The following is a 22240-nucleotide window of genomic DNA, read 5'->3' as shown; positions in this document are numbered from 1 at the left end:
GATCAGCTGGCGGTGGAGGTCTTGCTGCACAACGTTCCTTGCAGATAGGGATCGTCTCGCTCCATGATCAGAAGCGATTAGTGCAGTTAACACACCAGAGCCTGGCGCCCCCGTACATCGGGATGGTGCCCGACAGGCGCAGGTCCTGCAGCAGGCTCCAGCGGCCGCTGGTGTGGACGACGGTGGGGTTGCGGGTGTCGGAGAGGACCTCGATGCCGGACTTGGCGATCGAGGCGCCGCCGCGGGCGATCTGCACGTAGCGGACCTGCTTGGCGCGCAGCAGCGGCAGGACGTACCGCTCCGCCAGGTCGACCGAGTTGGGCCACTCCATGCCGGTGAGGCTGGTGATCACGGTCAGGTCGGCGAGGTCGGGGCGCAGCCCGTGGGCGGTGGGCTCTTCGAGGAGACGGATCAGGATCGCGGTGGAGTCGGCGCCGAGCCCCCAGCACAGCACGGTCTGGCGGCAGGGTTCGGGCTCGGGAAACTCGTTCGCCGACTGGAAGAGGGCGAGCTGACGGGACATGGGCTTCTCCTGAGACGGGACCGCCGACGGCCTGGGCCGTCGGCGGTCGGAGGGAGGGTTCGAAGGGGCGCGGGTCCGGCGGTGCCGCCGCCGTATCGCGAGGTCGGGTCAGCGCAGGGTGGCCAGTGCGAGCAGTGCCAGGTCCACGCCGCAGCGCAGTCGCAGGTCGACTCGTTCGCGGTCGTGACCGGGCAGGCCCGGCCAAAGGGTGATCTCCAGCTGCGGGGCGTACGGGTGCATGGGTCGGGCGGTGAGCCGGGTGGTGCCGTCGGCACTGCCGCCGGTCGGCTCCAGCGGCCATGCGGCGGCCAGGCGCCGGGCAGCTGCGCCGACGACGGCCTTGCCGGGGGCCTGGGGTGTCCGGCTCTCCAGGGCAAGGCGCAGCAGGCGCTCGGCGTAGGGGAGCCGGATGGCGGTGGCGCGGACGACCACGGCCGAGTCGCCCGAGGGTGTCGCGACCACGCGAGCCTGCTCGTCCAGGTACCAGGTGACCTGGTACGGCAGGTCGTTGTGGGTGCTGATGGTTCGCCGGCCGGGTGCCAGGGGGCTGGAGCACAGCTCGCGCAGGAGCTGGTGGGCGTGGTCGAAGCGCTCGGCGTGGCCGGGCTGGTGGCGGACAGCGTCGGCCGCGGGCAGGTGGCGGCGGACGGCGGTGGCTGCGAGGTGTCGGGGGTGTGCGTTGCGGCCCGGGACGGGGCAGGCGGCAAGCGGCGTGCCTCCCTTCGGCCAGGCGGTCATCCGGACCTCGCCGCACGGGGCCGCGGTGAGCAGTAGGGTGCGGTCGCCGTCGCTCAGACCGGCGGCGGGGCGGCCGTCGAGGTGCAGGTCGCGCACCAGCGACCAGGACCGGCCGTGCCGGGCGGGCAGGTGGGTGGCGGTGGCGGCGGCGAGGCCTTCGGGGGTGCGGTGGTGGGCTGCCAGACGCATGACGGGGTGCTCCTTGGGTGTCGGGTTCGAAGGGAGGGCCGGGCGGCGGTGCCTGCCGCCGCCGGCCTGGTCAGAAGAGGGTGGTCTCGGGAGGTGCTGTCGGGGCCGGTGCGAGCAGGTCCAGTAGCGGTGCGACTCGGTCTCGGGCCGCGCGGGCACGGGCAGTGAGCTCGGCGGAGGTTGCGGAGCGCACCCGGACGCCGTCGAAGTCGTCGGTGTCCTCCACGGTGTAGCCCTCGTCCTGGAGGACACCGGCCATGGCGGTCAGGGTGCTGACGTAGGTGTCGGTGACGCACCACAGCAGGACGGTGGCCGGGGTGTGCTCGGTGTCGGCTGGCTCGGAGTGGAGAAGGAAATCGCCTTCGTCGGCGGGCGCGGTGTCTTCGACGGTGATGAGGCGGCCATTGGTGCGGGCCGGGGTCCAGCCCTTCGCCGTGAGGATGGCCGCGATGGCGTCCGGGGCGGCCTCGGGTGCCGGGCGGGGACGTGCGCGTCGGCTGGGCATCGTGTCCTCCTGGCGCCCGGGTCGGGCGGGCCGCGGGAGGCCCGCCCGCTTCAGGGGCGGTTGCTGGTCGGGAGAGGGCCCGTCGGCGGGGCCGAAGTAGGCTCCGCCGACGGGCTGGCAGTTGGCGAGCCGCCGCTTTGCCGCCGGCGGCGTCGGCGTCAGGCCGCGAGTGCGAGGACGTCGCGCGGGAGGTCCTCGCCGGTGATCGCTTCGACCAGGGCGGAGATGATGAGCTCGGCGACCGGCGGGGTGACGGCGTTGCCGTACTGGCGGACCTGGTCCTTGGCGGAGCCGAGGACGATGTAGCCGGGCCGGAAGGCCATGGCCTTGCCGATCTCCGCCGGGGTGAGCATCCGGAAGCGGACGTCGTCCAGGTGGATCCGGCCGCCCTCCAGGAGCTGGTGGGTGATCAGCGACCACCGGTCCTTGGTGGTGATCGTGCCGACAGGGTCGGTCACCGGCCTGGCACGGCCGTTGCTGTAGTAGGGAACCAGCAGCCGCTGGAGGCGGGCGTTGGGCGCGGTGACCAGGCCGTGGTGGTTGCCGCTGGCGGTGACCGTGGTCAGTGGCGCCGACACCGGCCGGAAGCGGCCCTTGTCGCCGCCGCCGCGCAGCGGCACGATGAACGGCTCCCAACCGTCGGGGGCGGTGGTGGGCCTGGTGGGCTCGGTTTCTCCCAGAATCGGGACCTGCCCCGACGGGGCGGTCGGCTGCGCGGGCATGTACTTGAGCAGGCCGGCGACGATCCGCTCGATGGTGGCGGGGGCGAGGGGCTCCTCCCGTTCGGCGAGCCTCGTCCCAGCGATGGTCCAGTCGATCGCGGTGTCGGCGCCAAGCGTCTCTGGCTCGACGATGCGGTGGCGGCACGTGCTGTTCGGGCAGCGGTAGTAGTACTGGCCGTGGCGGCCGTGGGTCCCCATGTCGGTGCCGGGCTGCTTGAAGACCTGGATGGCGTCGACCGTCTTGTCGCAGGTCGGGCACCAGGCTCGGGGGCGCAGCCACTTGTCCCAGTCGGGCCGGCGGCCGAGCTTCTTGTGCCAGTAGGCGACGTAGGCCCGGTTGCGGGACTGGGGCGACCACTCGCAACGGACGGGTCGGGCGTGGGCCGAGTTGTAGGCGATCACCTTCACCTCGTAGCCCTCGGCTTCGATCTCCTTGATCCAGCGGTCCCACTCGTCCCACTTGCGGACCTGGACCACGTTCTCGACCATGCCGACCAGGACGGGCGTGCCGCGGAGGTTCATCGCGCGCAGGTACCGGGGGACCTCCTCCATCAGCGCGCGTGCCCGCTTGATCTCGGGGTCCGGCTCCTTCTCGCCGAAGAGCACGCCCTGGGTGGTGTTGTCGAAGTCCCGGCGCTTGCCGCGGGCGTCGGTCCAGGGCGGGCAGCTGGGGGAGGAGCAGAAGATGTCAGCGGAGGGGAACTTGGTGATGTCGGTGCGGGCGATGTCCTCCACGAAGTGCTCGACGTCCGGGAAGTTCGCCGCGTGCGAGTCCACGGCCTGTCGGTTGTGGTTCGCCGCGAAGATCAGCTCGGTGCCCGGGACCGCGTGGACACCCTGGCTGGTTCCGCCAGCTCCGGCGAACTCGTCCAAGACTTTCAGCATGGATGTGTCTCCTCGTCAGAGGCTCGAAGGGATGTCGAGGCGGTGCCACCCGCCCTGCCAACAAGAAAACTATATCTCATCTGATTACCGAGTGTCTACCCGTTTCTGCTCTTCGGGGAGCAGCGGGTCCGGCCGGGCGGCCGCGGCGTTGCTGTCGTCGGCCGCCCGACCGCGGATGGTCAGCGGGCCGCGATGACTGCGGCCGCGGTTTCCATGGCGTGGTGGAATGCCTGGTCGAGCTGGTAGGCGCCGTTCATGCCGTTCGAGGTGAGCGAGTAGAACGGGGCCTTTCCGACCCGGTCGGCGAGCTTCTTCAGCGGGCGCCGCCGGTCGGCGACGTAGTGCGTCGCGCCGGACAGGGCGAGAGCGCAGACGACCGCCTGGGGGCGCAGGCGCAGGCCGAGTACCCGGGAGCCGAGCAGCAGGGCGGCACCCTGGGCGGCGGTGTAGGTGGCGACATGCGCGGCGCAGGCCCGGCGCCCCTCCGCGGACGTGCGTGCGGCGCCGGTGGCGTCGACGTCGCCGTCGTGCCACCCCTTGCACGCCGCCTGGTGGGTGGTCTGCAGCCAGTGGTCGGCGATGGTGGCGGAGGCGCGGAGCAGGGCGTAGGCGGCGGCGAAGCGTGCGGCCCTGGCGGTGCCGGTCATGGTGGGTCCGTCCTTTCGAGACAGTGGGCGGTGGGCGATGTGGGGAGTGCCGTTCAACGGCACTGTGTCCGACCTTCGGTGGGCGCTCTGCCCTGTGCTGGGCAGAGCGCTTGTTCCGTGTGTCACCCGGCGGTGTCGTTGTCGAGCCGGCGGGAGGTAGGGGCGCCGCGGCGGTCAGATGCCGGCGAGTTGAATAGCCCGGCGCATGGAGAGGTTCTTCTTGAAGGGGTGGCCCAGGTGTTCTTCGGCGGCGGCGTACTCGCGGGCCAGGGCCGGGTTGAGCTGGACCGAGCGGATGACGTCCTCGTTGCCGGCCAGCGGGCAGAACCTGCAGCTGAGCCGTCGCATCCCCTGGTCGTACGCCTCGTGGTGGGGGATGCCGTGCTCTCGGTGGAGCCGCCACACGTCGTCGGTGGTCCAGCCGTGGATGGGCAGCCAGGTGGTGACCTCCCGGAGGGTGCCCTTCCCGGTCATCCGGTGGGTTTCGATGGTCCGGATCTTGGCCCTGCCGGTGGATTCCTCGGCCCGCATGCCCAGCGCGTAGCCGGCGCGCACGGGCCGGCCGAGGCTGAGCTCCTTGCCGGTCTCGTCCACGTAGTCCCGACCGACGACCGTCTTGGTATCGGCCGTGCAGAACCTCGCGAAGAATCCGGGCCAGTTGCCGTGGGCCATGATCCGGTCCCACAGCGACGCCCACCGGGCGGCGCGGCGCACCGCGAACGGCACGCTGTACAAGGCGGCCTGGCGGCGTGCCAGCTCGGCGACCATGGGCCACTCGATGTCGTGCCCGTTGGGCGTTGCCCCGAGGTCGCAGTGCAGGACCCGCACCTTGTGCAGGGCGCCTGCCTGGTCGGCCTGCTGGCAGACGGTGTGGAGCATCGCGGCGCTGTCCTTGCCGGCCGAGCTGCCCACGATCACGACGTCGTGGCGGTCCCAGTCGAATTCCGGCACTGCGGTCGTCGGGTCGGCCTCGAAGAGCGAGAGTTGCCGTCCGCAGGCGCTGGCGCAGGCTGGCGGAGAAGTCGGGTTGCCCGTCATGCCCCGCCTCCGGTGGTCGGTGCGGCCGAACGGCGCGGGGGGAGGATGACGGCCAGGCAGTCCGCCCCGGGGCCGGCGGTGGTGATCCGCCAGGGCAGGTCGCGAAAGAGCGGCTCGTCGGCCGCGGCGGCGGCGGAGGCGAACCGGGTCTGCCAGGAGCCGGCGGCGCCGGTTCGGCCGGTGAGCTCGATCGCTGCATAGACGGAATGGAGGGCCAAGGCGAAGAGCTCGGCGTCGTCGGGCCACAAGAAGGGCAGGTGCCCGCGGGCGACCAGGGACGTCGACGGGGAGCGCAGCTCGTCGAAGGTCGGGTGGGGCCCGTACCTGCCGGGTCGGCCGAGCCGGACGACCACCTGGTGGGCGGCCGGCCATAGGGCGCGGATCTCGTGGGCGGCGTTCTGGACGAACGCGTCGGCGAGGGCGGCGCGGTTGCGGTCGCCCGGGTCGTGGTTGAAGCGCTGCTGGCAGGCGGCCAAGTGGGCGGCGAGCTGGGTGTCGGACACAGAAGTGCCTTCCTGGAATCGGGTTCGAAGGGGGCCGGGGCGGGGGAGCCGTCCGCCGCCCCGGCAGGAGTGGCGGGGATGTCGACCGGAGGGGATCAGGCCGTCAGGCAGCGCAGGGCGGCCACCGCGTCGCGCAGGTTGATGTCCGGCAGGTCGAGCTGTGCCAGGCCGCCGTCGAGGACCACGACCCGCAGCGCTCGGCAGGTGCGGCGGTGGACGTCGTCGTTGTTGTCCTCGAACTCGAACTCGGCGCCGACCTGGGCGCCGTCGAGCGTCGCAGCACCGTCGAAGTGGCCGTGCTCCTCGCCCCACACCGCCCGGTAGACCTCGGCGGCGCGGCGCAGCGGGACGCCGTCCAGACGCAGCGTGCAGCACTGGATGCGGTCGTCCACGTCGATTCGGATGGTCCCCGTGCCGTCTGCCGTCTCCACGGTCAGGGAGACGGCGGAGAGCTGCTCCTCCTGGTCCGGTGCGGCGGGCAGCGCGAGCCCGGTCTCTGCGCGCAGGTAGTCGGCCGCGGCCGTCACGTGGGCGCGCACGGCGTCGGCGAGGGCCTCGATCGGCGATGCCGGGCCGTGTGGTGGGGTGGTGTTCATGGTTCTTGTCCTCTGCTGTGGGGCCGCAGTGCGTCGCGGCCGGTGATTGATCCGAAGCGGACCGGTGCTGCGCGGCCCTGTCGCCGGCGCCGGGCCGTCAGCCCGACGGCCTTCGGGCAGGGCCGCGGAGACTGCCCCCGCCCGGCAGGCGGGGGCAGTTGACCGCAGCCGGGCCCGGCAGGGGCTAGAGCCTCGGGCCTTCCAGGGCGAGGGAGTAGGTGGTGCGGTCCACCTCGATCACCAGCCAGGCCATGCCGGACTGCTGGCCGCGGCGCAGCCACTCCAGCGTCGACATCGTGGTGCCGTGCTCGTCGGTGATGGGGTCCTGGAGCGGGATGGGCTGGGCGAAGTCGTCGCCGCCGACCTCGGTCCGGCGCAGCAGGGCGTCGGCCTCGGGGCCCTCCAGCCCGTCGGCGTAGATGCCCGACATGATCGGCAGGCCGCTGGAGTTGAGGAACGCCCCGCTGCTCTTGCCCCAGACCAGGGCCGGAACCGCTTCGGCGGACATGCCGTAGGCCCGGTGTTCGTGGGCGGCAGCGGCGTGCTCGGCAAGGCGCAGCGCCGCGGAAAGGTCGTAGTACAGGTCCATGAGAACTCCCGGTGGGTTCGAAGGGGGCGCCGGGGCGGCGGTGCCATCCGCTGCCCCGGCGTGACGCGGCGTCAGTCCTGCGGGGCGATGCTGGCGACGTGTGCGCCCTCGATCAGGAAGGTCGTCGCGCCCGGCGGGACCGCGAACCGGGTCTGCCGGGTGGCCGCCAGGCGGGCCGTCGACTCGGCGTCGAGCGCCACGTCGACCCGGGTGCGCCGGGCGTCCGTGATGATCCCCGTCAGGCCGATGAGGTACTGCGGGCGGATCTTCTGCAGACGGACGCGCTCGCCCACAGAGGGGATGCGGACCATCGTGGCGGTCGACTCGGGACGCGGGCTGAGGCGGGCGATCCGTTCCTCGCACAGCGCTCGGAGCGTGCGCAGCTGGTCGACGGAGTCGGCCTCGGCGACGAAGGCGGCCGCGGTCTCGAAGGTGGTGGTCGACATGGCCAGGTCTCCTTGGATCTTGGGAATGGTTCGAAGGGCGCCGGTCGGGGCGCCAACCCCTTCCGACAAGAAAACTGTACCACACTTAATGCCCGACGGGTGTCGGGTTTCGAGCCCCCGTGGTGGCGTTTCACGGCCAGAGTCCCAGCTGCTTCGGTGCCGCCAGGGCGGACAGGACACGCTCGCGCCAGGCCATGGCGTAGGCGCGGCAGTTGCGGCAGTCGGCGGCCTCGTGGGTGCACGACGGCAGCCGCTCCGAGCGGCGGCGTGCGCCGATCGACCAGGCGTAGCTGTCGGCGCTGACCAGGTGGTGCCCGTGCAGTCGCAGGCCCTGGGTCTTGATGCCGAACCCGTGCAGGCGCAGGCCGCGGCCGGCCAGTGCCGACAGGATGAGCCCGGTGTCCCGCATGCCCTGCCGCCGACACACCGACCCGACCCCGACCCGTGCGGCCTCCGCGAGGTCGATCCCCGCCCGCTCGTACATCGCGCAGTGGGCCAGGTAGTCGGCCAGGGTCTGCCCCTGCAGGATCGGAATCCACGGCGCGTGCGGGAACTCCCGGGTCAGGTACAGGTACGAGTCGACGGTGAACGCCTGGTGCTGCTCCACGGTGAAGCCGGTGCGCGCGGTGATCTGGGGTTCGGTCATCCAGTCCTGGATCGAGACGAACGCCGGCGGTGCGCCGAAATCGTCCATGATCCGGTAGACCAAGCCGCCGTACTCGTCCGGGCCGAGCAGGTATTGGCCGTGGTCGTCGAGCTGGGAGAAGCCGGCGCTGTCCATCGCCCATGCGCAGCGGGCCTTGGGGAAGCGATCGCCTCGGCTGCGGTACCCGGCGAGGGGATTGGCGGAGATCATGAGCGGAACGTGCGAGGTGGCGGCCCAGTGGGGCGGTGCCCCGAGGTAGAAGGTCGCGGCGGTCTCCCGGCCGGCGGTGGATGCGTCATGGCGGATCACGGCTGTGCCTGTCCTCGTGGAGGTGTGCGGGCAGGGGGCAGGGCTGGGGCGGCGTTCGGGCCGCCCCAGTGCGGATCGGGGCTGCAATCAGGCGGCGGAGGCAGCCGCGGCGGGGGCCGGGGCCGCGGCGAGGTCGACGCCGATGCTGGCGACGTCGAAGATCTCCATGCGGCGCCGCACGTCCCCTTCGAAGCGGTAGACGACCGAGCGAGCGCGGCCGACCACGACCAGGGCCGTCCCGGCCGGCAGTGCGCGGACCTGCTCGGCAGCGGCCCCGCGCACGGTGCACACCAGCACCCCCGGGCGGTCCTCGCGCCAGGTCACCCGGTCGGCGGGGGCGGCGAGCTCAACGTGCAGGAGCAGTGTCGGCTCGTCCCCGCCGGGGCCGGACGGCTCGTCCGTGCGCACCAGCCGCCCAGTGACGGTCTGCAGCTCCCCGGACTTCTCCTCCATCGCGGGCAGTTGCGGCTCCTCCTCGGAGCCGCCTCGCGCGGCTGCGCGGGCGGCCTCCGCGTTCTCGTGCAGTGCGTCCTGCTGGGCGCGCGCCCGGATGGTCTCCGCCTGGTCGGCCAGACGGCCGGCGAGGCTGGCGCGCTCGCGCAGCTGCTCGTCACCCGCCCGCTGGGCCGCACCCGTCAGCAGGGCGCACTCGTCGGCGAGCCACCGCGCCGCAGCGCGGGTGATGGCTCGGGCGGTGCGAAACCGGTGCGTGCGGGTGAAGCCATACTCCGCGGTGTCCTGCTCGATCACGACCAGGCGGGCGGTCGGCCAGCCGGTGTCGTCCAGCGCGCCGAGTTCCAGATCGAGCAGCAGGCTGGGGCGCGAGTCGTGCAGAGCCGCGTAGGGGAAGCCGAGGGTGGGGGTGGGGAACGGCACAACGTCGGACGCCAGGTGGGAGCGGAGGGTCGCGCTGCTCGGCTGGACCTGGTGGCGGCGCAGCCGGGCCAGGTACAGCGTGATCGACCACAGCTGCCAGGCGGCGGCGCCGAACTCGTCGGCTGGCATGGCCAGCTGGAGCTCCTCCGCGCCGCCGATCCCGTCGGGCAGGGTCGCGCGCAGCACCGCGTACGCGGTAGGCACCGCGGGAGCCGGCTTCGGCTGCGGGGCGGGAGTGGTCTCGACGGACGGCACGGGGCGCTTGCGGGATGCACGGCGCATCGGGGCTCCTCGGATCGGACGGGAACGGTTCGAAGGGGCCGGAGGGGTGGTGCCACCCACCGCTCCGGCAACAGAAAAACTATATCAAGCAAATAGCCCGTTGTCGAGCAGGGCTGCACTGTCCGGTGCCGTCTTCGCCGACCGATCGCGGGCCCTGGCCTCGAACAGGTCCCACAGCACTTCCAAGTCCTGCGGCCGAACCCGGTGGAGCTGGACGGACACGGTCTCCTCCGCGCCGTGCATCTCCACGTGCGCGTACGCGCCGCCGGACGGCTCCAGGTCGACATAGGTCTCGTGGTGGCCTGACCGGGACTCGCCGTGCCAGCCGCCGTTGGGGAAGCGGGCGAGCAGAGACAGTGCGAGGTCCTCGCGGCGGCCGCCGGCCACGGCCCGGGCGTGTAGCTCGTTCACCGCACGCTCGTGCGCAGCCAGGAACTCGGGCAGGAAGCGGCGCCGGATGTCCCTGGCGAGGGTGTCCAGCGGCCGGGAGAGGTTGAACGCGATTCGCGGCCGCCGCCGGTCTGTGAAGTGGCCGGGGACGTCCGGGTAGCGGCCGACCACCGTGATCCAGTAGCCGTCGGGCCGAGACGGCTCCCTGTCGAGCGCTCGGCGATCCACCTTCATCCAGAAACCGCGCCCCCGCCCGTCGGTGACGTACTGGCGGACGTCGTCCTGTCCGTACGGACAGGGGGCGGGATGCCAGGGCGCGTCGAGCAGGGCAATCAGCTCCTCAATGCGGGTGCGGGGGAAAGCGGGTGTGAGCGGGCATGACGACTCCTTGTCTGCGGCAGATGCCGCGGTCGGTTCGAAGGGAAGGTGGGGTCGGGCTGCCGGGCCCGGCCCCACCGGCCGCCCCCCGTGGCGTGCGGCCGGCTGTCGGGGCGACTTACCACCAGTGCGGGTTGCCGGGGCCGGAGGCGTGCTGCGCGGCCAGCTCGTTCAGCTGGGTGATCTCGGCGGCGTTCTCCTCGCACCACCGGACCAGGGTGGTCCCGCCGGGGTTGGCGCTGTGCGCCGTGTAGGCGGCCATGGCTGCCTCGCTGGTCGGGTGGCCGGCCGAGACCCATCCGAAGGTGTTCAGGTACTCGACGTCCCATTCCTCGTCACGGTCGTCGCCGCCGGTCTCCACGAAGTCGTAGAACCCGATGGTCCAAGTGCCGTCGGCGCTCTCCCAGGTGACGTTCTCTCGGTGCAGGCTCACATCGTCTCCGTCGCATGTGGCTGCTCCGCTTGGTGCGGGCAGCAAGGGTGCCTGGCTGTGCGCTTTGCGGCGCCCGCCCGGGCTCGGTGAGCGGGGGCGGCCCGCTGCTGCGGGCCGCCCCGATGGCTCAGATCCCGCCGAGCGGGTCGCCGAGCTCCTTCTGGACCTCGGCGATGGCCGCGCGCTTCAGCAGCTGGTTGGCGTACCAGGCGTCCGAGCTGTGGCGGCGACGCTGCTCCGGCGTGAGGCGGAGTGCCCAGGTGCGGTGGGACTCGTACATTCCGCGGGCGGGCTCGATGTGGTCGTGGAACCAGGCGTGGGCCTCGGAACGGATGGCGTCCTGGATGTGCGGCGGGTACTCGGTGAGCGGGTCCGCGGCGGTGGTCTGGGTCAACGGGGCCTCCCGTGTAGACGGTCCGAAGGGGCCGGCGGGGGAGCCATCCCTCGCCGACAAGAAAACATTATCACACTCAAAGCCCTTCGGTGGGTGTGATTGCCCGTCAGTCCTCCTGCTGCGCACCACCGACCGGCAGCGACCACCGACGGTCGGTGTCCGCAGCGTCGAACACCTCGACCTCGACCAACCCCGTGCGGTGTGCCCGTGTGGCGGCGAGGCGGGCGGCCTCCTCGGGCGAGCCGGCCTCGACGTCGACATTCCACTGCACCGCGTACGTGCGCATCCCGCCGCTGACCGGGGCCGCCGTGATGTGCAAGATGTGCGGCTGCGCGCGCTCGACCTGCCACAGGCCGTCGGCGGCGAGCACCTCGGCAATGCCGTCCGCGAGCTCCGCCTGTTGCTCTTCGTCGGGCTGTCGGCCGGGGCCGTCGGTGAGGAGCACGACGCCGTGGCCGTTGCTGTCGAGGTTGCCCAGCCGGTAGCCCCGGACCGGGCGGCGGGAGCGGTACGCGTCGAAGCCGGCCAGCCACAGCATGCTGTCCACCCTGCCGAGGTTGCTGTACGGCGCGCCAGGGCCGAACTGGGCGCCCAGCCACAAGGTGGGTCGGCCGTCGGCGGCCGTCGGCCCCTGGACGGCCCGCATGTCCGCTTCGCGCAGTGCGGCCAGGGCGGTCCGCACGTACTGCGGCGGGCGGTTCGCGGGCAGGGTGAGCGCGTAGCAGCGGCGGCCGTGCATGTCGGTGGCCGTGTCGGCCGTGATGCTCGCGCTGTCGGTCGCTGTGTCGGGGAGCGCCTCGTGGGCGAGCCCGGCGAGCAGGGCCGCGGCCAGGGCCTGGGGGTCGGCGCCGTCGGCGGCGCCGACCTGGTGCGCGCAGGAGTGGTGGAGCCAACGGATGTGGTCGCCGAACCCGTTGTGCAGCTCCGCGTTGAAGCCGGTCAGGTCCTCGCCGGGCTCGGGCAGGTGCTCCGGGTGCCCGATCAGCACGTAGGTGCCGCGCGGGCCGGGGATGTGCAGCTGGTAGCCGCCTTCGTCGGGTGAGTGGACTGTGGTGTGCAGGCCGGCCGTGCGCAGCTCGGCCAGGACAGGCGGGATGCCCGGGTGCAGCTTGGTGAACATGGCTCCTCCTCGAAGCGGCGGCCCGGCCGCCGCTCGGCGGCCGGACCTGGGTGATGGAACGGGCGCTGCGGGGCGGGCCTCAGTGGTTCCGGGCGGTGCGCCGTCGGCGCAGTCGGCGCGTAGCGATTGCGGCCAGGTCGGCGCGCAACGGGTCGGTGTCGGGCAGGAGCGCGGAGCACTCCGCGCAGCTGACCACGAGGTCGCCGGACGGCGCCGGGTCGGGCTCGATGTGCAACTGCTGGGCGGGACCGCGGGTGGTCGTGACGCTGAGGTGCATGATCCAGCGGCGCTGGCCGCAGTTGTCGCACGAGGCGTCGGGCAGCGCGCGGCCGTTGGCGATGTCGGATGCGGGCACGAGTTCTCCAATCGGGTCAGGTGGTTGGCGGGCCGGCCGGGGCCAGCCCGGCGCCCGGGGCTACTAAGTGGCGCTCGCCCGCGGGGCCGCAGCGGACCGCGGCCCCGCGGGCGAGCCAAGTCCTTCGGCGGTCAGGAAGCGGCCGCGGGCAGCGACTGCTCGGGGTGCCGGTCGGACGCCGGGCACACCGGCATCGGGAACGCCGTGCCACGCGTGCGCTCGTCCTCGTGGCCGGGCAGGTAGCCCGCCAGGGGGCCGCACTCGTACAGCCGCATCACCGCGTGGCACACGGGGCATTCCGTCTCGCTGTCGAGCGCGTACCGGTGCCCTCCCCCGGTGTGGGCGCACGGCAGGTCGGGGCGCAGCGTCCCGTCGCAGGTGGCCTCCGTCGCCCACGCGGCGGCGCACTGCTCGCTCGTCCTGCGCTGCTGGGCGGCGTTGGTCCGCAGGTTCGCGGCGAACCGGGTCTTGCCCTGGCGCTCACGCCAGGCGGCGCGCTTGAGCAGCCGCGTGTACTCCTCTCCGGCGGCGGCGAGGTCGTGGCGGGCGCTCTGGGCCATGCAGATCCCGCCGTTGTCCGCGCGGAAGGCCACTCCTCGGCACTCGGTGCGGCACGGCGGCAGGGTGAGCAGCAGGTCGTGGAAGGGGTTTTCCGCGGTGACGGTCACGGTCTCGGCCTGGCCGTAGCAGGTGGGGATGCGGTAGGTGACGGCGGGTGCCGGGGCGGTCGGGTTCTGCACGGTGTGCTCCTCGGGTCGCGGGTGGTTCGAAGTGGTCCGGGGCGGCGGTGCCAGCGCCGCCCCGGGGGCGGTGTTCAGGTGTTGCGGGTGCCGCGGTCGGGCTGCGCCGGAACCGTCCGGCCGGGCTGCGCGGCAGGTCGGGGCGCGTGGCCGGCGTCCTTTCGGCGCGGGGCCGGGACGGTGGGGATGGCGCGGTCGTTGCCGTCGTTGCGCTGCATGGCAGTGCCTCCTTGCGGTGGTGGTTCGAAGGGAGTCGGGCCGGGTTGCCCACCAGGAGCCAACAGAAAAACTATATCACGCCTCGCGCCCGATTGTGGGGTTGGCGACACGCGTCGCGGGCCCGTGCTCGGTCTGCCGGGCCTCCATCGCGGTGAGGAGCACCTCGCCCGCGATGACCCGCGCGGCCGGCTCCAACTCCCCCACCGCGGTACCGACCTTCCGCGGCATCACCCGGCCTTCCAGCGGCCTCGGGTCGGCATTCAGCAGGGCGAGCATCTCCAGCAGCACCTCCAGCGGAATTCCGTCGGCCTCCAGGCGTCCGCTGCGCCCGTCGTGCGCCAGCCGGACCCGCCCGTGCGCGTAGGCACGGTGCGGCCGACGGCCCGCGCTGCCGTCGCGGAACGTGGCGTAGCCGTGCTCCAGGCTGCTCGGCCCGGGGGAGAGCGCGGGAAGCGCCGCCTGCATCTGCCCGATAGCCGCCTCGCGCCGCTGCCGGTGGGCGAGTTCCTCGGCGACGTGGCCGAGCGTTGCCCGGGCCGCCTCCTTGTAGGCGGGCAGCAGACGGCGGGCGATGTCGGCCGCGATCGCCTCGGGTTTGCGGTCCAGGCCCACAGTGATCTCGTGCGCCTCCCGGCCCCGGTACTCCGGGGGCAGCACCCCGCTGACCGTCACCCGCCGACCTGCCGCACCTTTGCGGTAGCTGCCGTTCCACGCCAGGTTCAGCTCCCAGCCTGCCGGGTGTTCCAGCTGCACGCGGCCGTAGGCGGTCAGCGCTCGGACGTGCCGCCAGCCGCGTTCGCTTGCGGGCGACAGGGCGTCCAGTGCGGCGGCGACCGCTGCGCCCATCGCTGCGAACCGATCGCTGATGTTCTCCCAGCTCTCGGGGGTTTCCATCTCGACTTCCTCTCTTCGGCCTCTCGCTGGTCTGGTCTCACGAAGGGGGATACCGGGGCCGGTTGGGCGGCGCCATCCGTGCACCCGGCCTTGTGTGTTCGAGGGCGCGGCGGGGCGGAGGTGCCATCCGCCGCCCCACCGCGGTGGTGTCAGAACAGGTGGAACTCGTCCTCGGCGGCGAGCAGAGACGGCGTTCCCATCGGGTCCTCACCGGCGGCGAACAGGGCGACCTGGGTGGCGCGCGGCTTGTCGGTGAAGGCGTCCGCCGGAAGGGCGGTCCACCGCGGGCGGGCCGGCCGGCCGGTGAGCGCTTCGCTGCTGACCTGTGGCGTGTGGTCGGTCATCTGCTCTCCTTGGGGCGAGACTTGAAGGGAGCTGGCCCGGGGCGCCACCCCGGGACAACAAGAAAACTATACCACATCTAAATCCCGCAGCGGGTGGGAATGGGGCACTCCGGCGGCCGCTATGCTGGAGGCTCGACCATGCGCTCCTTGGGCGGATGGTTCGAAGGGATGCGGCGGGTGTGAGCCTGCCGCCGACCGGCGACCGCGCCAGCCTGCTGTCAGCTCGACGGGGGGTCCACCTTATGGTGGGCGGTCGCCGTTTCGCTTTCCCGGGCCGGTGGCACCGGTCAGGCGGGCGCGCCGTAGATTCCTGGAGCGAGGAACCGCAGTGCGGCGGCTACGGGGGCGGCCAACTGACTGGGTACGACGTTCGCGCCCTCGACGGCGTCGAGCGCATCGGCGGGCGGCATGTCGTACAGCCGGTCCACCCAACCGGCTTCACTGTCGTCGGCCCATTCGCCGGCCTCCTTCAGCAACGCGGCGAACAGCTCGGCGGCGACGGTCTCGGCGCTCGCGCGCATGGTGGTACCTCCTGGTCTCGAATGCTCCGGCCGGGGCCGTACGGGCGGCCCCGGCCGGAGCGGGATCAGCTCGCGGACTTCTCCCCGCCGCCCGCGCGGTCGGCGGTCTTGCGCTCGTAGGCGGCCACGGCGTCCTTCTCGGCGTCGCCCAAGGTGTGGCCCAGCTCGGCCTCCAGGAACCGGAGCCAGCCGACCATCGCAGCGGTCGGCTGCTCCCACGCGCCGTCGCGCATCTCGGTCTGCTCGATCGCGGCGGCGACCCGGGCGAACAGGCGGAACCGGCGGCGGGCCTTGCCGCCCCGGCGGCTCACCTCGCGGAACGGGTCCTCCAAGCGCTCCCACTGGTTGCGGCCCGCGTTCGGGTCGTCGACTCCCAGCAGGCGTGCGGTCAGCTCGGTGCGGGCGGAGTTCACTGCCCGCCGCCACCAGTCCTGGGCGCCCATGACGGCGTCCTCCACCAGCTCGTCGGCAGCCTCGGGCAGCTTCCTGCCCGCCACGATTCCGGCCAGGAAGTCGAGGCGGACCTCGCGCTCCGACCGCCAGGCCCGGTTGCGTTCGCGCCGGGCGCGGTCCTCGGCCTTCTTGGCCTCGGGGTCCACCGGCATCCGCCCGGCCTGGATCAGCTTCTCGGCCTCCTCGGCGACCAGCTGGTGGCCCGCGGTGTGCCAGTCGGTGCACACGTGAACGACCTCGAAGGTGTCCGGGTCGACGGCGGCGGCGTGGCTCGCGCACACCTGCGCGTGCACCGAGAGGGTCATCGGCTTGCCCAGTGAGGTCAGCAGGTGCCCCAACGGCCGGGCCGTGCCGTACATCCAGCGGTCCTGGTGCTCGACCACCGCCGTCCCGGCCGCCCGCAGCTCCTCCTCCACAGCGGCCTGCCGCTCCCGCACGGCGCGCTGGTCACGGATCTTCTGCAGAGCCTGCTTCCACTCCCCGCGCCCGCCCTTGCCCGAACTCAGGTCCCGGCTCTTGGCCCGGCTGAGCACCCGGAAGCTCTCCAGGTCCCCGCCGACCTGGTGCCACTCGTGCATCTCGACCAGATCGAAGTCCTCGGCCAGCGCCCGGTCCTTGTTCTCCGCGCTGAGCTGCGCCGTTCCCTTCGCCGCCGCGAGCGCGGCGGGCGTGATGCCGAGCACCTTTGCGTGGCGGCGGCGCCGCTGCTCCGGGATGTCCATCATGGCCAGCTGCTCCGCCACGGCGACCTCATCGGCCTTGGTGGCGTTCTCGCGGAACTGGTTCTCCAGCAGGGACATCAGCAGGGTCTCGTCGTCCGCGTCGGCCAGGTCCCAGTGGATCAGTGCCGGGACCAGGACGGCGTCCTCCGGCTTGGCAGCCTTGGCGGCCTGCTCCTGGGCGGCGAGCAGTCGGCGCCGGCCCTTGAAGACGGCGAACGTGCCGTCGGGCTGCGGGCGGACGCCGATCGCCTCGCGGACCCCGACCGTGGCGACGCTGGCCTTCAGCTCGGGGCTCGGCGGCTTGGTGTTGCCCTGCCGGTGGTTGAACGGGTCGACGGTCAGTTCGGCGGGGTGGAACTCGCGCCACTCGATGCCGGTGGGCCGGATCTCGCTGGCCTGCTCGGCCGCGGTTTCGGTGGTGTGGGTCATGATGCCTTCCTTGTGATGGTCCGAAGGGCGCAGCGGCGGGTGCCGGTGCGGGCCGGGCGGCGGTGCCATCCGCCGCCCGGCGGTAGAGGGTGTCAGCGAGGGTCGGGCACGTACAGGCCGCGGCGGCGGCGTTCGTGCTCCCAGTCGGCGCGGCCCAGCTCCGTGCCCGGGGTGAAGTCCTCGCACGCGAACGGGCTGCCGCCGGGGCCGTGCTGGCCGCGCAGGTCCCCGCAGCTGAGGCACTGGACCAGGCAGTCGCGGAACTCGAAGCACTTGGCGCGGTGCTCGTCGTGGGCGGCGGCCCACGCGTGGTGGGGGGTCGGGTGTCCGCTGTCGGTCAGGGGGTTGCCCCAGTGGCCGGGGTTGGCGCAGCCCTCGCTCGTCGCGACGTCGAAGCATCCGGAGAACGACCAGGGGCCGGCCGGGGTGAACTCCGCCGGGGCGTCCGCGTCGTTGACCAGGTTGTCCGGCGAGATCGTGATCTGGCAGGAGCACCACGGGGCGGTGTGCAGCCAGAGAGCGAGGTAGCCGCCGTCGGGCCACACGGTCGGGGTGAAGGCGCCGAACGCGAGCGGGGCCAGGGCCTCGGCGGCCGCGGGGTGAAGGGTGATTGCGCGCATCGGATTCCTCCCGGTGGACTGGTTCGAAAAAGGGTCGGCCAGGGCGCCATCCCTCCCCAACGAGAAAACTATATCACATGCAATCCCCGCCTTGGGGTGTGGATGAGCCTCATTCCCGAAGAACTCCCGCCCGCCCCGGCCTCAGCCGGCCACCCTCGGCCCCGGCGGGCGCCCCTGCGCACGCTCCTCCGCCCGCTGCCGCTGCTGCGCCTCGCTGAGCAGCACCACATACCCGGCGTACCGCAGTTGGAACAGATCAGACGCGCTGTCGGTCCCGTCCCGCTGGTACGCCTCGCGGATCTCCTCCAGCACCCGCAGCAGCCCCGCGGCACGCGCCCCGTACTGCTCGCCGCCTCGCCGGTCCTCGTTCAGGAACCGGTCACTCAGCCCGGACACCTCGACCACGATTCCCCGTCCCCGCCCGCTGCGCACCGACACCCGCAGATCTTCGGGGATTACCCCCCGCGTCCGGGCCTGTCGGTAGTCGGCCCGGATACGGGCCGCCACCTGGGTCTCGCGTTCGCCGTCGCTGCGCCGGTACTTCGGGCCGTACACCGTGCGGTGGACGGCGGCACCGGCTTCGGTGACCTCGCCGCGGCGGCTGCGAAACCGCTCGTCGACGTAGAGGGCGGTGAAGCGGTCAGCACGTACGCGTGCCAGGGTGTGCAGCCGGTAGCCGGCTGGGGCCCGGTCCTGCGCCATCCGGCGGGCCTGGCTGGTCGTCAGCATGCTGTTTCCTTCCGTGGTCGATGGTTCGAAGGGGCCGGGCGGCGGTGCCATCCGCCGCCCGGCGGGCTGCCGAGTACGGCGCTGTCAGCGCGGCCGGTCGGCGGCCAGGAAGTAGTAGCAGAACGCGGGCACGTCCTTCACCGTGCCGTCGTCCAGCACCATCCGGAAAGCGTCCCAGCCCTCGTAGGCCAGCGCTTCGGCCATCCATTCCGGGTTCAGTTCCGCGTGTTCGATCCGCGCGATCGACGTGATCGCCTTGCGGCCACCGAACAGCAAGACGTCGCCCACCTCCAGGTGGTGTACCTGTGCCCGCGTCCGGCCGGAACGGTCTCTCTTGACGAAGCGTGCCATGGCTTCCTGTCTCCTCGGTGAGTTTTCGAAGGGGCGCGGCCGGGCGCCCGCCCTTGGCTGGCTAGCCGGCTGGCTGGCTGTCGGCCGGCCTGGCTCCCGTCGGCGCTGCTCGGGTTCGCCCGTGGGATGTGCGCTGCGAACGTCGATGCGGTGCCTCGTCCGGGCGGCCCGCTTTGGCGCCTGTGCGGCGGGTGGGGGCGGCGAATGTGCCGCCCCCACCCGGGCGGTCAGCCGTTCCAGGCGGCGGGGGTGTCGTCCGCGACGAACATCCACGGCTCGTCCAGGTAGACCAGGCCCACCACGTGCTTGCTGATGGCGACGGGGCCACCCTCGGCGGCGAGCAGGCTCACCATCTGGCCCAGCTCGTAGGCGGTGGCGCTCTCCTGGGTCAGGGAGTGGCTGCCGGGGACGGTGCTCCACCAGGTGCCCGCGAGCTGGGCGGCGGTCTCGGCGGCCTGCTCCCGGCTGAGGGTGCGCCACTCCAGGTCCAGCGGGGTCACGGTGAGCAGCGGCTGGCCCCCGAGGTGGGCCGGGTAGCGGATCTGCACCTGCTCGGCGGGCAGCGTCTCGCAGTGCAGCCTGTCGAGCACGAATCCCCCGCCTTCGATGCTGACCGAGCGGCGCAGCCGCGTCTCGGCGTCGTGCCCCTTCACTACGAACAGCGGGCCGAGGATGGCGCGGGCGCTGCTGGACTGAGCGGTCATGTGCCTGTCTCCTTGCGGTTGGTTCGAAGGGGCGGAGCAGGGTGCCACCCCTGCTCCAACAAGAGAATGCTGTCGCGGTTAAAGCCTATTGGGCGGGATATCGCCTTTCCCCGGCGGGCGGGACGGACCCGGGGCGGCGCGCTCGCACCGCCCCGGGTCGCCTGTCAGAACAGGTCCCAGTTCACCCGGCGGCGCTGCGGGCGCGGCGGCTCGCCGCCGATCCGCAGCGCCCGCCGCAGCGCCTGGCGGTCCTGCTTGTGGGCCGACCGCTGCGCCCCCTTGCGGCGGCGCCCGGACATCGCGGCGTAGCCCAAGTAGGGGCGGTCCTCGCGAACCATGCGGATGGGGCGGGTGTTGTCGGTGCGAGCCATGAAGGTCTCCGTCGGTCGATGGGCTCGAAGGGCGTCGGCCGGGGTGCCACCCCCTGCCAACAAGAAAACAATACCACGCAAAATGCCTTCGAGTCCACACAGCCGCCGATTCTCCCGCCGCGTCACCGCTCAACCTGCCCCCGGCCGGCCCACCGCCTCGACGGACGAACCGACACCGGCTGTCTGCTGCGCCCTGCCAGGGCGCAGCAGACAGCCGAGATGTCAGTCCTCGTCGAGGATGTGGGTCTTCAGTGCGCGGGTGCGGTCGTTGCGGTCGGTGAATCCCTGAACCGTGACGTCACCCTCGATGCAGACGGCCAGCCCGTACACGCTGCGGTGGGGATCCGCGTAGATGGCCACGATGTAGAGCGGCCACTCCCCCACAAGCGTGCCGTCCTTCAGCCCGGCCACCGCGTGCCAGCCGTCCGAAAGGGCTTCCATCCAGTCCCATCCGTCGTCGCAGCCGACCCGGCCGTCGGGAACGGCGGGCAGCATCTCGGTCGCCTCGGCGTCGGTGCGGGCCTGTCGGTTGGTGTTCTCCACCTGGTGCTCCTGAGTTGGGTTCGAAGGGCACGGGCCGGGGTGCCACCCCCGACCCGTAGCTGATTGGCAAGGCTGGGCCGGGCGGCGAATCCGCCGCCCGGCTGCTCGTCAGTCCTCGTCGGCCTGCATGATCGTGATCACGGGCTCCCCGCTGTCCCCGGGGCCGCAGAACACTGCCAGTCGCGCCGTGCTGGCCCGCCCGGTCACCCCGGTTGCCCGGATGCGCAGCACCTCGAACCTCACCGACCGGTGCCCGGGGTTGGTCCGGCGGGCGGCGAGGAAGGCGAGGAACAGCACGTCCCACAGGCGGCCGGTCTCGGACTGCCCGTAGCCCCCGTGGCGGGCCTCGGCTTCCGCGTCCCACGCGACGCAGTCGGTCCACGCGGCGGCGGTGAGGGCCACCGGCCAGCGCCAGCCGGCCTCCCTGGCCAACTGAGAGTCAGCCGCCACCAGGGCGCCGGACTCCAACGCCTCGGCCCGCGTCACCGCGTGCACCGCGCTACCGAAGATCTCCGACAGACTCATGTAGATCACTCCTTTGGAGAGTTCGAAGGGTGTCGGCCGGGGGAGCCACCCCCTGCCAACAAGAGAACTATACCACGAAAAAGCCATGACGTGGGGCGCGTGTCGCTCGAAATATCAGCTATCGGGCGACAAGAGGCGCCATCCCTCAAGGCGTTGACGAGTTGCCTCACAGAATCACGAAATTCCGAAGAGAGCCCAACTCGCCGAGCTAATCGCGATCGTGAATGATGCGGTCGGCCTTGGCCCGAAACGGCGTTGGCCAGCCGCAGCCGGTTCGAATGCCGGGGCCCGGCGCACCTGCCGGGCCCCGGTGCGGTCAGTGCGAGTCGCCTTCCGCGTCGCCCTGCGCGTGAGCCTCGGTCCACATTTCCGCGCGCCCCGGGTACCCGAGGGACCTCATGACGTCCGCCAGGGCGTTGAGCTCACCGCACGTCAGGAGCTCGGCGATATCACCGGCCGCAATCTGACCGAACGCCTCGCCGAATCGGTCCGCGACCTCGGCGGGCACCTTCACCGTGCGGCGCTGCTTTCGGAAGAGCTGGATCATGTTGACTGCCTCTCATCGGTGGGCGGATTGATTCGAAGGTGTTGCCGGGGGAGCCACCCCCCGGCAACAAGACAACCATATCACGCCTTAAGCCTGCGCTAGCGCACGCCAGCCCACCCACGCTTCCACGCCCGGTGAATGAAACCCAGCGCCACCGACATGTCCCCAGCCTCCGCGAACCGCACCGCTGAAATCAGCAGCGAGAACACCTCACGCGCCCTTGCCACCTGCTGTGCCTTGCGCTTTCCGGCGCGGCTGAGGTCGAATCCGTTGAGCTCCGCCCGGGTGACGCTCCAGAATTCGAGCATCTCGTGGTACCCGTCGGACTGGCTGGCGACCAGGACCAGCCAGGAAGACGAACCGGGGATTACCTTCTCGACCTGCTCGCCGACTCCGCGAACGGCGCTGATGAACACGAAATCGAACTCGGTCTTGTCGTTCATCTGGACTCCTTGATTTTTCTGGTTGATTCGAAGGGATGGTGTGCAGTGCGGCGGTGCCATCCGCCGCACTGCGGGACTTTGTCAGCTGGAGATGACCGTAATTTCCAGATCCAGCTCCAGAACATCCCAGCCCACCGGGGGAGCGAACTCGCGCACCGCCTTTTCAACGGTCTTCTTGTTGACCGTTCGGGGCATGTGCGCGGCGACCGCGCGGGAGTCCTTGACGCGCTGCCACGCCTCGTACAGGAGGCGATTTCGCCGGCTTGTGAGGTCCGCCGCATCCTTGAGCTTCGACTGAAGCTCGGCCTCCAGGGTCAGTGCCTCGACCAGGAGCTCGGGCGGGAAGTCCATATCTTCTCCCTCTTTCGGGGACGGTTCGAAGGGTGTTGCTCGGAGTGCCACCCCGACCAACAAGAAAACTATATCACGCCATTACCCCTTATGAGGCCGATGTGCTGCGGGAATCGCTGCGGAGCACCGAGCCTGACGGGAGATCAGTCCGCCCGACTGCGTGCCCGACT

Annotated in this window: 33 protein-coding genes; all 33 read right to left on the bottom strand. The window is 71.9% G+C overall.

From position 1 onward, the window contains the following. Positions 1-67: 67 nt before the first annotated feature. Positions 68-523, bottom strand: coding sequence for a hypothetical protein (locus IE98_RS0138935; protein WP_030277128.1), 456 nt, complete (start codon positions 521-523; stop codon positions 68-70). A gap of 108 nt (positions 524-631) precedes the next feature. After that, the gene (locus IE98_RS0138930) at positions 632-1450 is read right to left on the bottom strand and encodes a hypothetical protein (protein ID WP_030277126.1); all 819 of its coding nucleotides are present in this window, start codon (positions 1448-1450) and stop codon (positions 632-634) included. Positions 1451-1520: 70 nt separating this feature from the next. Then, positions 1521-1955: a hypothetical protein gene (locus IE98_RS0138925; RefSeq protein WP_030277124.1), complete on the bottom strand. Its 435-nt coding sequence runs from the start codon at positions 1953-1955 to the stop codon at positions 1521-1523. 158 nt (positions 1956-2113) lie between these two features. After that, positions 2114-3562, bottom strand: a complete 1449-nt coding sequence (locus IE98_RS0138920) for a DNA cytosine methyltransferase (RefSeq protein ID WP_030277122.1) — start codon at positions 3560-3562, stop codon at positions 2114-2116. Positions 3563-3741: 179 nt separating this feature from the next. Then, positions 3742-4209, bottom strand: a complete 468-nt coding sequence (locus IE98_RS0138915; RefSeq protein ID WP_043176163.1) for a hypothetical protein — start codon at positions 4207-4209, stop codon at positions 3742-3744. A 174-nt stretch (positions 4210-4383) separates the two neighbouring features. Further along, positions 4384-5247 (bottom strand): phosphoadenosine phosphosulfate reductase family protein, encoded by an 864-nt coding sequence (locus tag IE98_RS0138910; protein WP_078661659.1) that lies wholly within the window; start codon positions 5245-5247, stop codon positions 4384-4386. Next, entirely contained in the window at positions 5244-5750 is a 507-nt protein-coding gene (locus IE98_RS49765) for a hypothetical protein (protein WP_030277116.1), read from the bottom strand. Before IE98_RS49765 ends, IE98_RS0138910 begins: the two co-directional genes overlap by 4 nt. Positions 5751-5845: 95 nt before the next feature. After that, complete coding sequence (locus tag IE98_RS0138900; RefSeq protein WP_030277114.1) at positions 5846-6346, bottom strand: hypothetical protein; 501 nt, start codon at positions 6344-6346, stop codon at positions 5846-5848. A 184-nt stretch (positions 6347-6530) separates the two neighbouring features. Next, positions 6531-6935, bottom strand: coding sequence for a hypothetical protein (locus IE98_RS0138895; RefSeq protein WP_030277112.1), 405 nt, complete (start codon positions 6933-6935; stop codon positions 6531-6533). A gap of 71 nt (positions 6936-7006) precedes the next feature. Further along, positions 7007-7381 carry a hypothetical protein gene (locus IE98_RS0138890; protein WP_030277110.1) on the bottom strand — a complete coding sequence of 125 codons (375 nt, stop codon included), beginning with the start codon at positions 7379-7381 and terminating at the stop codon, positions 7007-7009. A gap of 130 nt (positions 7382-7511) precedes the next feature. Then, positions 7512-8336 carry a DUF7221 family queuine tRNA-ribosyltransferase-like protein gene (locus tag IE98_RS0138885; RefSeq protein ID WP_052391534.1) on the bottom strand — a complete coding sequence of 275 codons (825 nt, stop codon included), beginning with the start codon at positions 8334-8336 and terminating at the stop codon, positions 7512-7514. Positions 8337-8423: 87 nt separating this feature from the next. Continuing rightward, complete coding sequence (locus tag IE98_RS0138880; protein ID WP_030277108.1) at positions 8424-9494, bottom strand: hypothetical protein; 1071 nt, start codon at positions 9492-9494, stop codon at positions 8424-8426. Positions 9495-9578: 84 nt separating this feature from the next. Beyond that, positions 9579-10118, bottom strand: coding sequence for a hypothetical protein (locus tag IE98_RS0138875; protein ID WP_030277106.1), 540 nt, complete (start codon positions 10116-10118; stop codon positions 9579-9581). Between the two features lie 262 nt (positions 10119-10380). Beyond that, a complete protein-coding gene (locus tag IE98_RS0138870) occupies positions 10381-10695 on the bottom strand; it encodes a hypothetical protein (RefSeq protein WP_030277103.1) in 315 nt (104 codons plus the stop codon). Between the two features lie 127 nt (positions 10696-10822). After that, positions 10823-11089, bottom strand: a complete 267-nt coding sequence (locus IE98_RS0138865; RefSeq protein WP_030277101.1) for a hypothetical protein — start codon at positions 11087-11089, stop codon at positions 10823-10825. Positions 11090-11195: 106 nt separating this feature from the next. Continuing rightward, positions 11196-12209 (bottom strand): hypothetical protein, encoded by a 1014-nt coding sequence (locus IE98_RS0138860; RefSeq protein WP_030277097.1) that lies wholly within the window; start codon positions 12207-12209, stop codon positions 11196-11198. 79 nt (positions 12210-12288) lie between these two features. Then, on the bottom strand, positions 12289-12564 hold the full coding sequence (locus IE98_RS0138855) for a hypothetical protein (RefSeq protein ID WP_030277096.1): 276 nt from the start codon (positions 12562-12564) through the stop codon (positions 12289-12291). A gap of 131 nt (positions 12565-12695) precedes the next feature. Continuing rightward, the gene (locus IE98_RS0138850) at positions 12696-13304 is read right to left on the bottom strand and encodes a hypothetical protein (RefSeq protein ID WP_030277095.1); all 609 of its coding nucleotides are present in this window, start codon (positions 13302-13304) and stop codon (positions 12696-12698) included. Positions 13305-13378: 74 nt separating this feature from the next. After that, positions 13379-13522, bottom strand: a complete 144-nt coding sequence (locus tag IE98_RS49760) for a hypothetical protein (RefSeq protein WP_159401195.1) — start codon at positions 13520-13522, stop codon at positions 13379-13381. A gap of 76 nt (positions 13523-13598) precedes the next feature. Next, on the bottom strand, positions 13599-14417 hold the full coding sequence (locus tag IE98_RS0138840) for a hypothetical protein (RefSeq protein ID WP_030277094.1): 819 nt from the start codon (positions 14415-14417) through the stop codon (positions 13599-13601). 149 nt (positions 14418-14566) lie between these two features. Then, entirely contained in the window at positions 14567-14761 is a 195-nt protein-coding gene (locus tag IE98_RS0138835) for a hypothetical protein (RefSeq protein WP_030277093.1), read from the bottom strand. 287 nt (positions 14762-15048) lie between these two features. Next, positions 15049-15282, bottom strand: coding sequence for a hypothetical protein (locus IE98_RS0138830; RefSeq protein ID WP_030277092.1), 234 nt, complete (start codon positions 15280-15282; stop codon positions 15049-15051). Between the two features lie 65 nt (positions 15283-15347). Next, the gene (locus IE98_RS0138825; protein WP_030277089.1) at positions 15348-16886 is read right to left on the bottom strand and encodes a ParB N-terminal domain-containing protein; all 1539 of its coding nucleotides are present in this window, start codon (positions 16884-16886) and stop codon (positions 15348-15350) included. Positions 16887-16978: 92 nt separating this feature from the next. Further along, positions 16979-17506 (bottom strand): hypothetical protein, encoded by a 528-nt coding sequence (locus IE98_RS49755; protein WP_030277088.1) that lies wholly within the window; start codon positions 17504-17506, stop codon positions 16979-16981. A gap of 141 nt (positions 17507-17647) precedes the next feature. Beyond that, positions 17648-18235 (bottom strand): hypothetical protein, encoded by a 588-nt coding sequence (locus IE98_RS0138815; protein WP_030277087.1) that lies wholly within the window; start codon positions 18233-18235, stop codon positions 17648-17650. A gap of 84 nt (positions 18236-18319) precedes the next feature. Next, positions 18320-18586: a hypothetical protein gene (locus tag IE98_RS0138810; RefSeq protein ID WP_030277086.1), complete on the bottom strand. Its 267-nt coding sequence runs from the start codon at positions 18584-18586 to the stop codon at positions 18320-18322. Positions 18587-18813: 227 nt separating this feature from the next. Further along, entirely contained in the window at positions 18814-19290 is a 477-nt protein-coding gene (locus IE98_RS0138805; protein ID WP_030277084.1) for a hypothetical protein, read from the bottom strand. A gap of 164 nt (positions 19291-19454) precedes the next feature. Beyond that, on the bottom strand, positions 19455-19661 hold the full coding sequence (locus tag IE98_RS43805) for a hypothetical protein (RefSeq protein ID WP_043176161.1): 207 nt from the start codon (positions 19659-19661) through the stop codon (positions 19455-19457). A gap of 222 nt (positions 19662-19883) precedes the next feature. Further along, positions 19884-20204, bottom strand: coding sequence for a hypothetical protein (locus IE98_RS0138795; RefSeq protein WP_030277083.1), 321 nt, complete (start codon positions 20202-20204; stop codon positions 19884-19886). Between the two features lie 108 nt (positions 20205-20312). After that, positions 20313-20729: a DUF6573 family protein gene (locus IE98_RS0138790; RefSeq protein WP_030277082.1), complete on the bottom strand. Its 417-nt coding sequence runs from the start codon at positions 20727-20729 to the stop codon at positions 20313-20315. A gap of 316 nt (positions 20730-21045) precedes the next feature. Next, the gene (locus tag IE98_RS0138785; protein ID WP_030277081.1) at positions 21046-21276 is read right to left on the bottom strand and encodes a hypothetical protein; all 231 of its coding nucleotides are present in this window, start codon (positions 21274-21276) and stop codon (positions 21046-21048) included. Positions 21277-21374: 98 nt separating this feature from the next. After that, entirely contained in the window at positions 21375-21719 is a 345-nt protein-coding gene (locus IE98_RS0138780; protein ID WP_030277080.1) for a hypothetical protein, read from the bottom strand. An 81-nt stretch (positions 21720-21800) separates the two neighbouring features. Further along, positions 21801-22070, bottom strand: a complete 270-nt coding sequence (locus tag IE98_RS0138775) for a hypothetical protein (RefSeq protein ID WP_030277079.1) — start codon at positions 22068-22070, stop codon at positions 21801-21803. Between the last annotated feature and the right edge of the window lie 170 nt (positions 22071-22240).

Origin of the sequence: Streptomyces sp. NRRL B-24484 (assembly GCF_000717715.1) — a bacterium.
Lineage (GTDB): Bacteria > Actinomycetota > Actinomycetes > Streptomycetales > Streptomycetaceae > Kitasatospora.
Note: the sequence above shows the minus strand (reverse complement) of the source record. Positions and strands in the feature narration are given on the sequence as shown.

Excerpts from the sequence above, each read along its gene's own strand:
- IE98_RS0138920 (WP_030277122.1), bottom strand. The coding sequence starts at position 3,562 with ATGCTGAAAGTCTTGGACGAGTTCGCCGGAGCTGGCGGAACCAGCCAG.
- IE98_RS43805 (WP_043176161.1), bottom strand. The coding sequence starts at position 19,661 with ATGGCTCGCACCGACAACACCCGCCCCATCCGCATGGTTCGCGAGGAC.
- IE98_RS0138875 (WP_030277106.1), bottom strand. The coding sequence starts at position 10,118 with ATGAAGGTGGATCGCCGAGCGCTCGACAGGGAGCCGTCTCGGCCCGAC.
- IE98_RS0138815 (WP_030277087.1), bottom strand. The coding sequence starts at position 18,235 with ATGCTGACGACCAGCCAGGCCCGCCGGATGGCGCAGGACCGGGCCCCA.
- IE98_RS0138900 (WP_030277114.1), bottom strand. The coding sequence starts at position 6,346 with ATGAACACCACCCCACCACACGGCCCGGCATCGCCGATCGAGGCCCTC.
- IE98_RS0138805 (WP_030277084.1), bottom strand. The coding sequence starts at position 19,290 with ATGACCGCTCAGTCCAGCAGCGCCCGCGCCATCCTCGGCCCGCTGTTC.
- IE98_RS0138880 (WP_030277108.1), bottom strand. The coding sequence starts at position 9,494 with ATGCGCCGTGCATCCCGCAAGCGCCCCGTGCCGTCCGTCGAGACCACT.
- IE98_RS49760 (WP_159401195.1), bottom strand. The coding sequence starts at position 13,522 with ATGCAGCGCAACGACGGCAACGACCGCGCCATCCCCACCGTCCCGGCC.
- IE98_RS0138780 (WP_030277080.1), bottom strand. The coding sequence starts at position 21,719 with ATGAACGACAAGACCGAGTTCGATTTCGTGTTCATCAGCGCCGTTCGC.
- IE98_RS0138930 (WP_030277126.1), bottom strand. The coding sequence starts at position 1,450 with ATGCGTCTGGCAGCCCACCACCGCACCCCCGAAGGCCTCGCCGCCGCC.
- IE98_RS0138840 (WP_030277094.1), bottom strand. The coding sequence starts at position 14,417 with ATGGAAACCCCCGAGAGCTGGGAGAACATCAGCGATCGGTTCGCAGCG.
- IE98_RS0138810 (WP_030277086.1), bottom strand. The coding sequence starts at position 18,586 with ATGGCACGCTTCGTCAAGAGAGACCGTTCCGGCCGGACGCGGGCACAG.
- IE98_RS0138785 (WP_030277081.1), bottom strand. The coding sequence starts at position 21,276 with ATGATCCAGCTCTTCCGAAAGCAGCGCCGCACGGTGAAGGTGCCCGCC.
- IE98_RS0138775 (WP_030277079.1), bottom strand. The coding sequence starts at position 22,070 with ATGGACTTCCCGCCCGAGCTCCTGGTCGAGGCACTGACCCTGGAGGCC.
- IE98_RS0138825 (WP_030277089.1), bottom strand. The coding sequence starts at position 16,886 with ATGACCCACACCACCGAAACCGCGGCCGAGCAGGCCAGCGAGATCCGG.
- IE98_RS0138890 (WP_030277110.1), bottom strand. The coding sequence starts at position 7,381 with ATGTCGACCACCACCTTCGAGACCGCGGCCGCCTTCGTCGCCGAGGCC.
- IE98_RS0138910 (WP_078661659.1), bottom strand. The coding sequence starts at position 5,247 with ATGACGGGCAACCCGACTTCTCCGCCAGCCTGCGCCAGCGCCTGCGGA.
- IE98_RS0138935 (WP_030277128.1), bottom strand. The coding sequence starts at position 523 with ATGTCCCGTCAGCTCGCCCTCTTCCAGTCGGCGAACGAGTTTCCCGAG.
- IE98_RS49755 (WP_030277088.1), bottom strand. The coding sequence starts at position 17,506 with ATGCGCGCAATCACCCTTCACCCCGCGGCCGCCGAGGCCCTGGCCCCG.
- IE98_RS0138915 (WP_043176163.1), bottom strand. The coding sequence starts at position 4,209 with ATGACCGGCACCGCCAGGGCCGCACGCTTCGCCGCCGCCTACGCCCTG.
- IE98_RS0138925 (WP_030277124.1), bottom strand. The coding sequence starts at position 1,955 with ATGCCCAGCCGACGCGCACGTCCCCGCCCGGCACCCGAGGCCGCCCCG.
- IE98_RS0138860 (WP_030277097.1), bottom strand. The coding sequence starts at position 12,209 with ATGTTCACCAAGCTGCACCCGGGCATCCCGCCTGTCCTGGCCGAGCTG.
- IE98_RS0138830 (WP_030277092.1), bottom strand. The coding sequence starts at position 15,282 with ATGCGCGCGAGCGCCGAGACCGTCGCCGCCGAGCTGTTCGCCGCGTTG.
- IE98_RS0138895 (WP_030277112.1), bottom strand. The coding sequence starts at position 6,935 with ATGGACCTGTACTACGACCTTTCCGCGGCGCTGCGCCTTGCCGAGCAC.
- IE98_RS0138835 (WP_030277093.1), bottom strand. The coding sequence starts at position 14,761 with ATGACCGACCACACGCCACAGGTCAGCAGCGAAGCGCTCACCGGCCGG.
- IE98_RS0138790 (WP_030277082.1), bottom strand. The coding sequence starts at position 20,729 with ATGAGTCTGTCGGAGATCTTCGGTAGCGCGGTGCACGCGGTGACGCGG.